Source organism: Oleiphilus sp. HI0086, assembly GCF_001635225.1.
Genome location: NZ_LWFZ01000751.1, coordinates 1 through 16,097, shown reverse-complemented (window position 1 = coordinate 16,097; position 16,097 = coordinate 1). Strand labels below are relative to the sequence as shown.

At 44.7% G+C, this 16,097-nt stretch carries 10 protein-coding genes; all 10 read left to right on the top strand.

Annotation, left to right across the window (positions count from 1 at the left end):
- Nucleotides 1-144: 144 nt before the first annotated feature.
- The 10 genes from pilG (at nucleotide 145) to A3756_RS12765 (ending at nucleotide 15,998) form a co-directional block, all read left to right on the top strand.
- Entirely contained in the window at nucleotides 145-540 is a 396-nt protein-coding gene (pilG, locus tag A3756_RS12810) for a twitching motility response regulator PilG (RefSeq protein WP_068508694.1), read from the top strand.
- A gap of 42 nt (nucleotides 541-582) precedes the next feature.
- Nucleotides 583-945 carry a twitching motility response regulator PilH gene (pilH, locus tag A3756_RS12805; protein ID WP_068553627.1) on the top strand — a complete coding sequence of 121 codons (363 nt, stop codon included), beginning with the start codon at nucleotides 583-585 and terminating at the stop codon, nucleotides 943-945.
- A gap of 14 nt (nucleotides 946-959) precedes the next feature.
- On the top strand, nucleotides 960-1,520 hold the full coding sequence (locus A3756_RS12800; protein ID WP_068508699.1) for a chemotaxis protein CheW: 561 nt from the start codon (nucleotides 960-962) through the stop codon (nucleotides 1,518-1,520).
- Nucleotides 1,521-1,593: 73 nt separating this feature from the next.
- Nucleotides 1,594-3,663: a methyl-accepting chemotaxis protein gene (locus A3756_RS12795; protein WP_068508700.1), complete on the top strand. Its 2,070-nt coding sequence runs from the start codon at nucleotides 1,594-1,596 to the stop codon at nucleotides 3,661-3,663.
- Nucleotides 3,664-3,695: 32 nt separating this feature from the next.
- Nucleotides 3,696-4,613 carry a protein-glutamate O-methyltransferase CheR gene (locus A3756_RS12790; RefSeq protein WP_082865245.1) on the top strand — a complete coding sequence of 306 codons (918 nt, stop codon included), beginning with the start codon at nucleotides 3,696-3,698 and terminating at the stop codon, nucleotides 4,611-4,613.
- Between the two features lie 36 nt (nucleotides 4,614-4,649).
- Complete coding sequence (locus A3756_RS12785; protein ID WP_068553626.1) at nucleotides 4,650-12,245, top strand: Hpt domain-containing protein; 7,596 nt, start codon at nucleotides 4,650-4,652, stop codon at nucleotides 12,243-12,245.
- A gap of 6 nt (nucleotides 12,246-12,251) precedes the next feature.
- Nucleotides 12,252-13,346, top strand: coding sequence for a chemotaxis protein CheB (locus A3756_RS12780; protein ID WP_197476144.1), 1,095 nt, complete (start codon nucleotides 12,252-12,254; stop codon nucleotides 13,344-13,346).
- A 2-nt stretch (nucleotides 13,347-13,348) separates the two neighbouring features.
- Entirely contained in the window at nucleotides 13,349-13,804 is a 456-nt protein-coding gene (locus tag A3756_RS12775) for a chemotaxis protein CheW (protein WP_068507350.1), read from the top strand.
- Nucleotides 13,801-14,718 (top strand): diguanylate cyclase, encoded by a 918-nt coding sequence (locus A3756_RS12770; RefSeq protein ID WP_068508707.1) that lies wholly within the window; start codon nucleotides 13,801-13,803, stop codon nucleotides 14,716-14,718. The genes A3756_RS12775 and A3756_RS12770 overlap by 4 nt, the downstream gene beginning before the upstream one ends.
- 371 nt (nucleotides 14,719-15,089) lie before the next feature.
- Nucleotides 15,090-15,998, top strand: coding sequence for a methyl-accepting chemotaxis protein (locus tag A3756_RS12765; protein ID WP_082865243.1), 909 nt, complete (start codon nucleotides 15,090-15,092; stop codon nucleotides 15,996-15,998).
- The last annotated feature ends 99 nt before the right edge of the window (nucleotides 15,999-16,097 follow it).

Genomic DNA, 16,097 nt, shown 5'->3' with positions numbered 1-16,097 from the left:
AATGGTCGCCGAATTTTGTATCGTGACCGTGAAAAGTAAATACCAGGTTTGACAAGTTCAGGCTTGGAATATCGTAGTGCGTCGCGTACAAGACATGTCAGACCCGACGCTAATTGTTCTTCAAGTGCCTTAGGCTGCTGGATAATGGAAGATAATTTCGAAAACCTTAAAATTATGGTTATCGACGATAGTAAGACTATTCGTCGTACCGCAGAGACTCTGCTAAAAAAAGTTGGCTGTACCGTCATCACCGCTACAGATGGTTTTGATGCGCTCGCTAAGATAGCAGACTCCCACCCCGATATAATATTTGTTGATATCATGATGCCTAGGCTGGATGGTTATCAAACCTGTGCGCTGATAAAAAATAACAGTGCCTTCAAGTCTACCCCCGTCATAATGCTGTCCAGTAAGGATGGTCTTTTTGATAAGGCGAAAGGTCGTATCGTTGGGTCAGACCAATATTTAACCAAACCATTTAGTAAAGATGAATTATTGAATACTATTCGCACCCATATGCCGAATAGCCAAGTCAGCTAATTATTTCGGTTTACAAAGAGTAGTATTTTGCCAGGAGGAATTATGGCTCGCATTTTGATCGTGGACGACTCGCCTACAGAGATTCGTAAAATTTCAACCATTCTAGAAAGCAACAATCATGAGGTGATTACCGCTGATAATGGTGCTGATGGCGTTGCTGTTGCGAGAGCAGAACAACCTGACCTAATCCTGATGGATGTCGTGATGCCAGGTTTAAATGGTTTTCAGGCCACTCGACAATTAACTCGAGCAACTGAAACTGCTGAAATTCCGGTAATTATCGTGACAACAAAAGACCAGGAAACAGACCGGGTATGGGGTACACGCCAAGGCGCCAAAGGATATCTTGTAAAACCTGTGCCAGAAAGTAGCCTGATTCAAACTATCAACGAATTGCTGGGTTAGGGTATTAACAGAGCATGAGCGCATCTTCTGCCAAGCAAGCTAGCCCCTTTGATATTCTAGCTGACATCGTAAACCGTAGCGTTAAGTACGCTGCGGGGCTGCCTGCGCAAGACGAAGCTGTAGAGTTATGGAATGGTATCGGCTTTACGATTGCCAACACTCAGTTCGTTGCTCCAATGGGTTCAGTATCTGAAATCCTGCACCTACCCAAGTACACCTCTGTTCCAGGTGTACGAAACTGGATGCTTGGTGTAGCAAACGTACGTGGCCGTCTACTTCCAATCATGGATTTAGCCTTATTTTTTGATGTTGAATCCAGCTCCAAAAAGAGCAGAGATAAACGAGTCTTAATCGTCGAGCACGGTGAGATTCTTAGCGGCTTTGTCGTAGATAGCGTTCACGGCATGCAGTACTTTTCAGCTGATAGCTTTCAAAAGAATGCTAACTCACTATTAGAAAAGTCAATCCAGCCTTTTATAAAAGGCGCATTTGAAAAGAACAATAGTCAATGGAATGTATTTGATACCTTCACACTGACAAACAATAAAAAGTTTCTTGATGTTGCAGTCAGGTAGTAACGCTGCTCATCATTTGAAAGCAGTAAATTGAAAAACAAACACTAGATCGTACAAGGCCGGGAGCCAGGAAATGAAAATCATATCTGGAAAATTTAGCACAGACCAGAGCGCCAACTCACAAATTCTTTTAGTGGGCTCAGCGCTGATCGTGTTATTGATTTCGCTTTTAGTTGTTTCATATTTTATCACTAGAGACGGTAACTACGATGTCGAATATGCCAGTCACGCTAGTGATTTGCGCGTACTGTCTCAAGAGGTCGCAAAGAACGCAACTGAAGCTGCTGCCGGTAAAGAAGAGGCCTTTGATCAGTTGAAGAAGTCTAGAGATGACTTTGAAAACAAGCTACAGTTAATCAACCAAGGTAATGATGAAACCGGCTTGCCGCCATCAAACCTTGCTGATGACGCCGGTGTAACCGACCTGTGGAAAACAGTAAAAAGCAATGCTGACCGTATCCTGGAAAACAAGGAAACGGTTTTGACCCTGCACCAGATCGCTGAAACATTAAACGAAACCATTCCTCAGCTCCAGATTGAGTATGAAGACGTGGTCATGATTCTACTTGAGAACGATGCTCCCGCAGACCAGATCTCAGTTGCTGAACGCCAGTCTCTTCGTGCAGAACGTATTGTACGTAGTGTTAACAACATCCTTACGGGTGATGAAGATGCCGCTATTGCAGCCAACCGCTTCGGTGAAGATGCGACACTATTCGGACGTGTAATGAACTCCATGTTTGAAGGCAATGAGGCTATGCAGATTTCTCAGGTAACTGACGAAGATGCTATCTACGGCCTTGAAGCGATCGCCGAGCTCTTTGAGTTTGTCGACAGTAACGTTAAAGCGATACTTGAAACCTCTCCCGAACTATTCAAAGTACGTAACGCTGCTAACTCTATCTTCGAAAATTCTATCGCACTGAAAAAAGATACATCTACTCTATCGAACCAGTTCCAAAACCAGGCTGATGACCGCTTCTTTAACCCGAATACGGCTTATATCATTCTAGCGCTAATCATCATGTTGATTGTTTATGCTGGCTGGTACTTATACCGCGAATCTCAAAATCGTCTGCAAATGACGGAAGAACAGAACGAACAGAACCAAAACGCAATCTTACGTTTACTTGATGAACTTGCCGACCTTGCTGATGGTGACCTGACAACAGAAGCAACAGTAACCGAGGATTTCACGGGTGCAATTGCTGACTCGATTAACTTCGCGATCGACCAAATGCGTGGCTTGGTAAAAGCTATTCGTGATACCGCCTTACAGGTTGCTTCATCAGCCCAGGAAACACAGGGCACAGCGATGCAGCTGGCTGAATCTTCAGAGCATCAGGCGCAAGAAATTGCGGGTGCTTCTGCCGCGGTTAACGAAATGGCGGTGTCTATCGACCAAGTATCATCTAACGCTGCAGAGTCTACTTCGGTTGCGGAAAGATCGGTAACCATCGCGAAGAAAGGTGCTGAAGTGGTACAAAATACCATCCACGGCATGGACACTATTCGTGAGCAGATTCAAGAAACATCAAAACGTATCAAACGCTTGGGTGAATCATCTCAGGAAATCGGGGATATCGTATCCTTGATCAACGACATTGCCGACCAGACCAACATTCTATCTTTGAACGCTGCGATTCAGGCATCGATGGCTGGGGATGCAGGTCGAGGCTTCGCGGTTGTTGCCGACGAAGTACAGAGACTGGCGGAACGTTCTTCTGCTGCAACCAAGCAGATTGAAGCACTGGTTAAAACCACTCAGACAGATACCAACGAAGCGGTAATCTCGATGGAACACACCACGGCAGAAGTGGTACGAGGAGCTCGACTTGCACAAGATGCGGGTGTTGCCCTAGAAGAAATCGAAACAGTTTCGATGAGTCTTGCAGACTTGATCCAGAATATCTCTAACGCGTCACGTCAACAGTCATTGTCGGCGGGTCACATTTCTAACACGATGAACGTTATTCAAGAGATTACCTCTCAAACTTCATCAGGTACGACGGCAACAGCGAAATCTATCGGTAACCTTGCTGAAATGGCTAGTCAGCTTCGAGCATCGGTGTCAGGCTTTAAGCTTCCTGCCGACGAAGGTGACTCAGAGTATTCTGAGGGCAACGATGAAGGTATCGTGTAATAAAGCGAGCTGATTGGCTGTAGGTAGTCGCAATGGAAGCCCTACTGAATCCTGACGTAGCACAAGCATGCGAGTATCCGGGTAATGAGTCACGAATGAACTGGGAATCAACGCCTTTTCCTGTGCTAACTGATGCTCAGTTTCATCAGTGGCAAGCATTACTTGAAGATCGAACTGGGATGTACATCTCGTACTATCACCGGTCGCTTCTCCAATCGAATCTAATCATTCGAATGAGAGAGATTGCATGCGCTAGCTTTGACGACTACTACGCAAAAGTATGTGCCAAGCCAAGCGGCATCGTCGAGTGGAACACTTTGCTCGATAGAGTGATGGTTCAGGAGACACGTTTTTACCGAAATCCTGAGTCGATGGAGTTATTTTGCGAATATCTAACTGATCAAATTCGCAGAAAATCTCGAAACGAAGCGATAAACATATGGAGTGTAGGTTGCAGCTCCGGAGAAGAACCATATACCTTGGCGATGCTTTGCCAACAAATGCTTCTGAAAGAAAAAAGAGCGTTAAGTAACTTTGGTGTTACTGCAACAGATATAAGCCTTCCGGTACTTAGTAAAGCTAGAGAAGGTATATATAACGTTCGTAAGCTGGTGGACCTAGATCGCAGATTGGTTGACCAGTATTTTGAGCAACTCAGCCCCGATATATATCGAGTCGGTAGTGAGCTCAAACAAAAAGTCTGTTTCTCGATGGCGAATATGATTGATGTTGATAAAAGCCCTCTGAGAAACATGGATACGATATATTGCCAGAATGTTCTGATTTACTTCCGCAAGGAATTAAAACACAACATTCTGAATAGTCTGGTAGAAAGGCTGGCCCCTAAAGGGCTGCTCGTAATTGGACAAGGCGAAGCTGTCGATTGGCAAAATCCACATGTTGAGCGAGTTCAAAACAATCAGACTTTGGCGTTTATTCGTCGAAATTAACACACAAAAACAACGCATTTATAGATTGGAGAAGTTATGGGTAATAACCATGACTACATAGCCTTAGACTGGGTTAAAGGCGAAATTAAACAAACATTGTCCCAAGCTCAAATAGCGTTGGAGGCTTATGTCGAGAACAAAGAAGACACGCCTCAAATTACCTTCTGCTTGAATTATATTCATCAAGTTCACGGTACGCTTCAAATGGTAGAGTTCTACGGCGCTGCTTTACTCGCCGAAGAAATGGAGAAACTATGCCAGGCATTGATTGAAGACAAGGTCGCCAGTGTACAGGAAGCTCTAGAAGTCTTAATGGACTCTTTGCTGCAACTTGAGAACTATCTGGAGCATATACAAAAAGGGCAGCGTGACTTGCCTGTGGTACTGCTTCCAATATTAAATGATCTTCGTGCTCTGCAGGGCCAGCCTTTATTATCTGACACCTCCTTATTTACGCCTGACTTATCTGCGGCGGCGATAACACCCGACATTGCGCACAATCAGCGTATGCAGGACGAACAAGTTATTGCCAACTTGCGTAAACTTCGACAGATGTTTCAGTTCTCTCTTGCTGGCGTCATTAGAAATCAGGATCTTGCTGAAAACTTTTCCTACCTTTATAAAGTCGTATCTCGTCTCGAGAAATTTTGCCAGGGAACACCCATTGGAAAAATCTGGTGGGTAGCCGTTGGTTTCCTCGATGCTATTCGAGGCGATGAAGAAGGTATCAGCTCTGCAACAAAGCAACTCTTGCGTGAGCTCGATCACCAAATAAAACTGATGATCGATGAACCGCAGACCATTCTAGCGAAGCCTTTACCGACGGACTTACTAAAGAATTTACTGTATTACGTTGCAAAAAGTGCAATTGACAGTCAGCGCATCCAAGAACTAAAAGCGTCCTTTAGCTTGGCTCAAGCCTTACCAAGCGAACAAGAAGTTGATGCCGAGCGTGAGAAACTGCATCGTCCAGGCGCTGAAACAATGAGCTCAGTTGTTGAGGTCTTAAGTGAAGAACTCAGCCACGTCAAAGAACAGCTAGATCTATACGTTCGCGATGACGATAAAGACAATACTCAGCTGCTTGAGCTAGTACCTCAATTAACTCAAATTGCTAATACCATGGCTGTTCTGGGCTTAGGTGTAGCCCGCAAGCTGGTGCTAGAGCAAATTAGCCGCATAGAAGAAATCGCTGAAAGCAGTGAACCAGCTAGCGACCAAGTATTAATGGATATGGCAGGTGCCCTGCTATATGTCGAAGCTAATCTGAGCTCACTCAGCGATGCGAGAGAACAGAGTGAAGAAGAGCAAAACGAATTTGTTGTACCCGCTGAACACTTCGAAAGTGCGCATAATGCCGTTATCTATGAATCACGAAATGGCTTGGAACAAGCAAAAAACAGCATCGTAAACTTTATAGCATCTCAGTGGGATCACGCCGAGATAGAGGATGTCCCAGACCTCTTAGACAGTATTCGCGGTGGCTTACAAATCATCCCGCTTACACAGGCGGCAAAGCTTCTTGAGTCTTGCAGCACCTATATTCGTGACTCCTTATTAAGCGATAAGCATATTCCTGACTGGCAACAACTGGATCGTCTCGCCGATGCGATTACCAGTATTGAGTATTATATGGAGCGCCTCTCAGAAGGGGCTCAAGACAATGACGGTATACTTAAGGTTGCCGAAGAGAGCGTCTCTAAACTTGGCTTTCCGACTCACGAAACCACAGAAGAGTCTAGCCCTGTCCTATCTCAACACCATATCTCTGATGTGGCTTCGGAATCACCCGATTCGATTGAGAAAGAAAGTGATGAAGGACTCATTGACGAAGATATTCTAGAAATATTTATGGAAGAAGTTGCCGAAGTCATGGACGAGATCCAGGTGGCTATGGCACAGCTTCGAGCAACACCTGAAGATCAAGCCGCCCTGCAAAACCTCCGCAGAGCCTTCCATACGCTCAAAGGCAGTGGCCGCCTGGTTGGCGCAAAAGTCATTGCTGAAATTGCATGGCCGATAGAGAACTTACTAAATAAACATCTCGATGCTGCAATGAGCCTAGAAATGGAAGTCTTCGACCTCCTCGATTCAGTTATTGAAAAGCTTCCTGAACTAACCGAAGATTTTTCCCAGCAGCGTGAATCAACACAGTACGAGCATCTAATAAGCCGCGCTGATATGTTGTCGGGCAACGAAACTCGTGTTGTCCATAAAACAATGTCCCCTGCAACATCGAAGTCTTCAGCAGAAGAGCAAACTGGGTCCGAAGCTACAGAGACTCAGTCAGCGTCAGAACCAGCACTACCTTCTGACAGCCTTGAACCAGAAACTGAGTCAAGCCCGGAAACAAACAATGAAGCTGCTGCTGAAGCAGAGCAAGAAGAGGACATCCAGGATTCCTGGGACGATGATGAAGACGATCTAATCGATGATGAAATCCTCGAGATTTTTATCGAAGAGGCCGGCGAAGTACTAGAAGCAATCGATACTCACTTGCCAACCTATCTGGCTGCTCATGACGACCAGGATTCACTAACCGAGCTTCGTCGAGCCTTCCATACCCTGAAAGGCAGCGGACGAATGGTTAACGCCAACATCATTGGCGAAGCCGCTTGGGCAATCGAAAATCTTCTGAACCGCATTATTGATGGTTCGGTAATGATGAATGAAAGCATTGCCGAGCTTATCCAATTAGTCGTCGATAATATTCCCAAACTAATTGAGTGCTTTGAAAAAAGACAACGCCCAGACTTTGATCTAAAGCGCGTTGAGAATCACGCTGCAGCCTTGGTTGCCGGTGATTTTGTTAAGCCTCTAGGTAGCTTACAACGATCCTCGCAAGAAACATCCGCAGCAAGTGGTGCGACAGAGGCTCCGAGCGCAGAACAAGGTACAGTTGGAATCGACGATACGCTACTCGATATATTCAGAAACGAGGCCACTTCTCATGTCGCAACTGTCCTAGAATTTGTTGATCGTGCAGCGAATGACAGTATCGATATTGATGATGATTTATCTAGAGCGCTTCATACACTCAAAGGCAGTGCAAACACAGCTAATATAAGACCGATTGCGGAGATCGCAGTACCCGTTGAACAATTTATCAAGGAAGCACGTGCTAATAACATTCAGGCTGATCAAGATATAGCCTCGATGTTATCGGATGCTATGCATTTTATTCAACAAGGCATCTCACAACTTGATAACAATCCCGATGGGCAACTTTCAGGTACGGATGAGTTTCTCTCTGGCCTTAAATCACTCCAGTCCAAAGTATTTAGCGCACAAAGTGATGAACTCCAGTCGCTTGAAGAAGCCTCACAAGATCCGCAGATTATCAATATCTTCCTCACCGAAGGTCTGGATATATTGCTGGATGCTGAAAGTATTCTTAACCAATGGGAACACAGCCCTGTATCCGTTAACGAGCTAACTAAACTTTACGGCGAAGTAAAAACACTCCACCGAGGCGCCAAGGTTGCCGGGCTTGAAAACATTGCAGAACTCTGTGAATGCCTGGAAAGCTGCTACGGCAGTATTGATATCGAAAATGATAGACCTAGCCCGGTTTTTGTTAATGATATCAAACGTGGTCACGAAGCATTGATCGATATGATGGATCAACTAGCAGCGGGTTTAACTCTAAACCTTGATAACAAGCTGCTTGCGGAATTACGCGAACATATTGCTGACCATAGCCATGTTATTGAAGATAGTCCGGTAGAAAGTCAAAGTGTATCAACTCAAGAAGATAGCTTAAACGAGAAGCTCGACCAGCTAGAGAAAGAGTTGGATGACGTATTACCTACCTACTCCGCTACCACAGATGAAGTGGAGGAAGAAGCAAGCGTTGAACTCGACGATGAAGCCATTATGGATGCCGATTTGGCTGAAATATTCCTCGAGGAAGCTAATGAGCTAGTCAATGGAATCAACCCTGCACTAGACAAACTTAAACAACAACCAGGTAATGAACACGTTATCCTGCAATTACAACGAGACATGCATACACTCAAAGGTGGTGCACGTTTGGCAGGCTTCGAAGCGGTTGGCGATTTAAGTGATATCCTTGAGAAACTATTTGAAAAACTAATCGATTACAAAGCTGATGCCTCCAGCCTGATGTTATCGCTACTTGAAGAGTCTTCGCAGGCTCTAGAAGCAATGCTTAAGTCTATCCAGGCTTTGCAACCTTGCCAGCCTCAAGATGAGCTGGTCACGAATATCACTTCAATTGTTGATGATTTGCGTGTTAACACCCCACTTGTTGAAGAAGATATCGCTCCAGAAAATGAACAGCCCTCTGAATCACAAACGACAAGTCCTAGCCAGGTCTTATTAGACTTGGATCCGGAATTAGCCGAGATATTTTTAGAAGAAGCCCAAGAAATAATCGACAGTTCTGGCGAACTATTGCACCAATGGGAATCCGACGTCTTTAATATCGAGGTTGTTGGCGAGCTACAGCGTGAATTGCACACCCTTAAAGGCGGTGCTCGAATGGCCGAAATCAACCCTATTGGTGATCTTGCACACGAACTGGAAACCTTATTCGAGTCTATTGTTAATAAGCAGCTTGATGCGACACAAGACATGACGGCTCTTTGCTTAAGCTGTCATGATGCCTTAGCTAATATGGTTGAAGCGGTTCAACAAGGTTCAGCTATCAATGGCGCAGATGAACTTCTCAATAAGATCAAGCAAGTCACCACTGGCTCACCAGTAGAGACTTCTGAGCCAGAAGAACTTGAAATCACAAGCCCTGTTGAAACACCGGTTGAAGAGCCTGAAAGCATTGAAGTCAGTGCGCCTACAACCATAGATGAAGATGATCTTGAAGCAGACCTACTTCCCTTATTTATAGACGAAAGCAAGGATATTCTTTCTGCTGCTGCCGAGTATTTGGAGCACTGGCGCGAGGATGAAGACTTCATCGAAGGTATTGTTGAGTTACAAAGGGAAATGCATACCCTGAAAGGGGGAGCGAGACTTGCTGACGTTGACCCGATCGGCGACTTAGCTGAAGCCGTCAACACTCGTTTAGAGCAGATGATAGACGGTCAACTAAATGACCCTGAAGGCTTGTACCATGCAATCGCTAAAGCATACCAAGAATTCACCGAAATGCTTGAATGCTTGATTCACGGAGAAGAATTAAAGCCTGCGCCTGAATTAATTGCTGAAGTGAATAAAGCGGGACTTAAAAGCGAAGTATCCAGTCCTTCCGAAACCGCAGCACCTATCGCAACATCTACGCTAGCACAAGCATTAGGCGACGATGTCGACCTAGAAGTGTTGGAGCTATTTGTCGAAGAAGCGCGCGAGCTAATCGAAGCGCTAGAAGAACAAATTTCCGAGTGGTCTAAGTCACCAAAAGAAGAAACGCCAAATTTAGAAATTCAACGCATACTTCATACCTTGAAGGGTGGAGCCAGACTTTCAAATTTGGCTAAATTAGCTGATGAGAGTCATGACTTGGAATCTCGTTTGCTCAAAGCTCAATCAAATAAGGAAGCATTTGAAGGAGCCCTTAAGGATTCTGTACTTAAGAGCCAGGATGAACTCCTGAAACTTGTCGATGAACTAGAAGCTCTAGCTTCAGGTGACGCACTAACTGAAGAACATGCAACACCTTCTAACACTAGCGAAACACCTAAAGCTGAACCAAGCAAAGCAGCCACGCCAAGTAAATCTATCGCTGCTGAAGAAACCGTCAAAGCAGCAAGACAAGCACCTGCGAAGAAAACCAAAACCTCTGACAAGCAAACACCAGCCGAGAATATTCAAGCAGTCCAAAAAGTGGCACCTCAAGAAACGATCCGTGTTTCTGCCAGCCTACTCGACTCCCTGGTTAACCTTGCAGGTGAGACCAGTATCTCGCGCGGTCGCTTGGAACAACAAATTAGTGACTTTGGCTTCACGCTGGAAGAAATGTCGGCAACCATTGAACGTCTACGTGAACAGCTTCGTCGTATGGATATGGAAACCGAAGCTCAAGTACTGTTCAGAGCCGAAAAAGAAGGTCTGAAAGCTCCCGACTATGAAGACTTCGATCCGCTTGAAATGGACAGATACTCTTCGATTCAGCAGCTTTCGCGAGCCTTAACGGAGTCAACATCAGACCTTCAGGACCTTCGAGATACCTTGTCTGACCGTTCACGAGATGCCGAGACTTTATTATTACAGCAATCCCGTATTAACTCAGAACTGCAAGAAGGCTTGATGAAAACACGGATGATACCGTTTTCATCAATTGTTCCAAGACTACGCCGTATCGTTCGCCAAATTGGTGGCGAGCTAGGTAAGCAAGTCGATTTTGATGCACTGAATACCGAAGGTGAAATGGATCGTTCCGTATTGGAAAGAATGGTCGCTCCGCTTGAACACATGTTACGTAACGCCCTCGATCATGGTATTGAAACTGTTAACGAGCGTAAAAAAGCTGGCAAACCAGAGAGTGGCACAATCACACTCTCTCTAATGCGTGAAGGCGGAAATATTGTCTTGAAGATGAAGGACGATGGCGCTGGAATTAACGACAAAGTTGTTCTAGATAAAGCGATAAAACAAGGGCTTGTACCCAAAAACACGAAACCTAGCCGCCATGAAATTATGCAATTTATCATGCACCAGGGTTTCAGTACGGCAGAAAAAGTGACGCAGATTTCCGGTCGAGGTGTCGGCATGGACGTTGTAGCCAGTGAAATCAAGCAAATGGGCGGCAGCATTGAAATCAATTCTGAGTTTGGTCACGGTACCGAGTTTGCTATTCGTCTACCCTTTACGGTATCCGTTAACCGAGCGCTGATGGTAAACATTGGTGAAGACTTCTATGCCATTCCTCTGAATACTATTGAAGGTATTGTTCGAGTCAGCCCTTATGAGCTGGAAGAATACTATAAACCTGATGCACCAATGTATGAATACGCTGGTCGCGAGTATCAGCTACAGTACCTAGGTAAACTACTACACAGCAGTCATCACCCTAAATTGCAGGGGCAACCACTACCGCTACCCGTCATTCTGGTTAGAGGAAGTGACAAGCCTATGGCGCTACAGGTTGATAGCTTGATGGGCAGCCGTGAGATCGTTGTAAAAAGTCTTGGGCCTCAATTTGCCAATGTTCATGGAGCTTCTGGAGCAACTATTCTCGGTGACGGTAGCGTTGTCGTGATTCTTGACCTTCCTGCGCTCATTCGAGACGACATGGCAGGCATACTCGATTCTCTAAGTTCTAATGAAGATAACATTATTAAAGAGAAGCAAACGAAGACTGTCATGGTGGTCGATGACTCGGTTACTGTTAGGAAGGTTACCACGCGCTTGCTTGAACGAAATGGCTACGAAGTTATTACCGCGAAGGATGGTGTTGACGCTATAGCAACACTACAAGATCATAAACCTGATGTAATGCTTCTCGATATCGAAATGCCACGTATGGACGGTTTTGAGGTTGCAACACTGGTACGGCATGACGAACGCTTGAAAGATGTGCCAATCATCATGATTACCTCCCGAACCGGCCAAAAGCACAAAGAACGGGCACTTTCTATCGGTGTGAATGAATATCTTGGTAAGCCTTTCCAGGAACATGATTTACTGGAAAATATTGAGCGGTTCATTGGCTAAATGAATGTGCCGGAAGCGAGACCTAAGATCGGTGTCATATCGGATTGTGCCTTACAAAGGCACGTTCTGAGCAAAGCACTCAACGCTTTTGGCTTAAACCCTGTTATCAGTTGTGAGCCCGATATGCTTGCACAGCAACAAAGTGAAAAACTCGATCAGATCCAATGCTGGATTTTAGCTTTGCAAGAAGATACTTTTGAGTCGGTAGCGTTAGATGACATCATTGACCAAGCAGACAATATTCCTGTGCTCTTTGGTTTGGATAAAGCCCCAGGAAAACACGATGAGCAATATATTTCGTGGGAACGACGACTAGTCAGTAAACTAGAAGAGCATCTTGGTTGCATTGATATTCTAGAATCAGAAGACTCTATACTCGCTCTAGACTCCCAGGCCACCAATCACGTCGCAATAGATAAAGCTCAGTCTAAGCCCGTTTTCAGCCAGCCTTCAGACATCGAAAAGGCACCCAGACTGTCTCATCCGCCATCTAAAGACGTTTGGGTTCTAGCAGCCTCACTCGGTGGTCCTGCAGCGGTGAAAGAGTTCCTGGATGAAATTCCATCTACGATCAGAGCCGGCTTTCTTTATGCTCAGCATGTCGATGCCCACTTCTCGGGCGTACTAACACGCGTCTTAGGCCGTCATTCAATGCTCGACCTAAAGCCTATAACCGACTGCTGTTTAGTTAAAGATGGCGAAGTTCTCGTCGTTCCTGTCGACAATGAAGTCTGCTTTTCATCTAATGGTGTCTCAATTAGAGACAATGAATGGGAAGGACCCTATGGTCCATCAATTGACCATTTATTAAGAAATCTGTTTGCGCATTATGGAAAACGTTGCCATGTGATCGTATTTAGCGGCATGGGGAATGACGGCTCGTTGATGGCACCTACGATGCATAAGCAAGGCTGCTCAGTATGGACTCAAGCACCAGATGGGTGTGCGAATGGCTCGATGCCGCAATCTGTGATTGATCTTGAATGCAGTGCATACACCGCATCTCCAAAAGACCTGGCTCGAGCATTAATTAATAAAGTTGGCTGCTACAGTGCACCTGACGCCAGTGCTAGCAATTTAGAAACAAACAAAGGAGTTTAATTGTGTCGGATGCTCAAAGTGTTATCTCTAGCCTATATCTACCGGTTAGTAATACCCAGCTCTTATTACCTAACGTTAGCGTCGCTGAAGTAGTAGGCTATCAAGCGCCTGAAAACCGCGATACTAAGCCAGATTACTTTCTAGGTCTTGTATCCTGGCGTGGAATCAATATTCCTTTATTATCGTATGAAATCGCCAATGGGCTCTCAGCAGCCAAGGTCACACCCAACTCCAGAATTGCGGTAGTCAATACTATTGGTAAACACCAAAAAGACTTACCTTTTTTTGCTATTGTGACGCAAGGTATCCCCCGACTTGTAAAAGTAGGGAATGAGATATCTCAACAGTCTGACCGTAAGCCAGGAAAAGCTGACTCAGCAATGATCACACTGGATGGTGAAGAAGCTGTAATTCCAAATATTGAATACCTCGAATCATTAGCCTACGAGAACCTATGACTAAAGCAAAAGAGCACCTAAATAATGCTGCACTCTCCGGGCTGCTATTTTTCTGTGTGTTCTTTGCTATTAGCTTGTTTCTTAACGACCAAATAGCACAGAGTGTCCTATTTTTCATCTGCGCGCCTTGCTTTACAAAGGCTTTCTTCACTGCTCATCTTTCATCGCCCTCAAGAAAAAAACAACTCTTGATAGCCTGCACCGCACTGTGGGTCTGCATTGATATAACGCTAGTCAGCCATAGCCTTAGTGAATTCTCATTAGTTTTATATTGGCTGTTCCCTTTGGCAGCAGCAACGCTTATTTTAATTGGGGTAAAGTTTGGCTCGATTTTGTCATTGAGTGCGCTATGCCTCAGCTTCCCACTAACACCTGAAAACAACAGTAGCTCATTTTTCTTTCAGGCTTTATCGTTTGCATTATTTCTTAGCTTATTCTCGGTATTACTTACTTACCTTACCAAGCTAGAGAAAGATCTAAAACTCGCCACTAGAACTGACCCTTTAACCGGTTGCACAAGTATTCCTTATTTCAAACACAAACTAAAATCTGCCACCGAACTTCAACGACGCTATAAGGATCAGGTCACCTGCTTAAGCCTTAGCAGCGAATGTATGATTAAAAAGTATCGCGATCACGAACAGTGGCTAGTGGAAGTATCGCAGATTTGCCAAAGCCGGATACGCCAAACTGACGTAATCTGTAACTACACCAACAAACGCTTTCTAATTCTTTTACCTAATACAGATCTTGATAATGCCCATAACTTAGGCAAAGACTTAATACAGGCTTGTGAAGCTTACAAGTTTAGCTACCTTGCCAAACAAGATGAACCAGCTAAATTCCACTATGAGCTTTCAAGCTATTCCGATAATGACGACTGGGAAAGTTGGCTCAGTCAACTAACTCGGTGATCAATTAAGCTTATTCCTTAACTTTTTTACCAATTCCCAAGCAATTTAAGAATTAGTAGCTAAAATAAATAAAACGTAAGCACGAAACTGGCTCAGGTTTTTTCATTCAATGCCGATAATAGCATTGATATGGTTGCACTGATGAACATGGCAAGAACAAGCAAAACGTCATTTATCCCAGTGCCGAAACTTTAGGTTTTAACACCCGTTAAAACTATGTTTGATGAAACCAGTGATTACCAGCTCTAATAAAACAATGAGCAGGTAACTAACTCGACCAGATAAGTAACAAACAATAATTTTTGGAATGCCGATACTTTTGAATAAAAAGGCATCTTCAGATAACGCAACAAGTATATTCAGGTAAGGTTATGTTTGGATTAAATAAGAATGCATTGAAAGTAAATGAAGTTGCGATCGACAAAGTCGAGCTACAGTCATTAGAGCAAAAAGCGGCACTGCTTGATCAGTTTTTTAGTCAAGACCCTGCCTCCCAGATTCAAGAGCTCGCAGCTAGCGTTAACGAGAAGCTACAAGGCGGCTCAGACTTTGCAAGCGGTATTGAAGGCAGTTGCCAAGGCATGGAGTCTCTCGTAGGCGAAGGTCTGGCGATACACTCTTCTGCACAACAAGCCAGTGACGCGACCAACCAGGCATCTGATACATCCAAACAATGTAGCGCCGACATGAGACAGCTTGCAGATAACCTGGAAACCTCATCTCGATACATCTCTGAATTTACATCTTTGCTGGAAAGCTTGGATGAAAGTAATAAAACGATTAGTAAATTACTTGAGTCGATCAAAGCCATTGCCGACCAAACTAACTTGCTAGCACTCAACGCTGCGATCGAAGCAGCGCGAGCTGGCGAACACGGTCGAGGCTTTGCGGTTGTTGCCGATGAAGTACGACAGCTTGCAAACACCTCAAATGAGTCAGCAGAAGAAATCCAGGGTGAGATCACCAAGATCACCGAAATATCGAACTCGGTTATCTCGAAGCAGCAAGAAGTTGCTGAAGTCGTGAGTAGCAGCGTAACAATTGCTAATGAAACCATGAGTAATCTAGGTGGTTTGGAAGAAGTTGCTAGCAATAGTGCTGACGTAGTTAACACCCTTACTTCCAGCCTAAGCACTCAAGCTGATCAAACAGAACAAATTAAGAACGCACTGCAAGGTGCGATTGAAGGCGCATCAATCAACGCTAGCTGCGAGCTCTTGAATCTGGGAGGCAGGGTCTTGACTAAAAAACTGATCAAGCAGTGCCGCTTTTTGCTCTAATGACTGTAGCTCGACTTTGTCGATCGCAACTTCATTTACTTTCAATGCATTCTTATTTAATCCAAACATAACCTTACCTGAATATACTTGTTGCGTTAT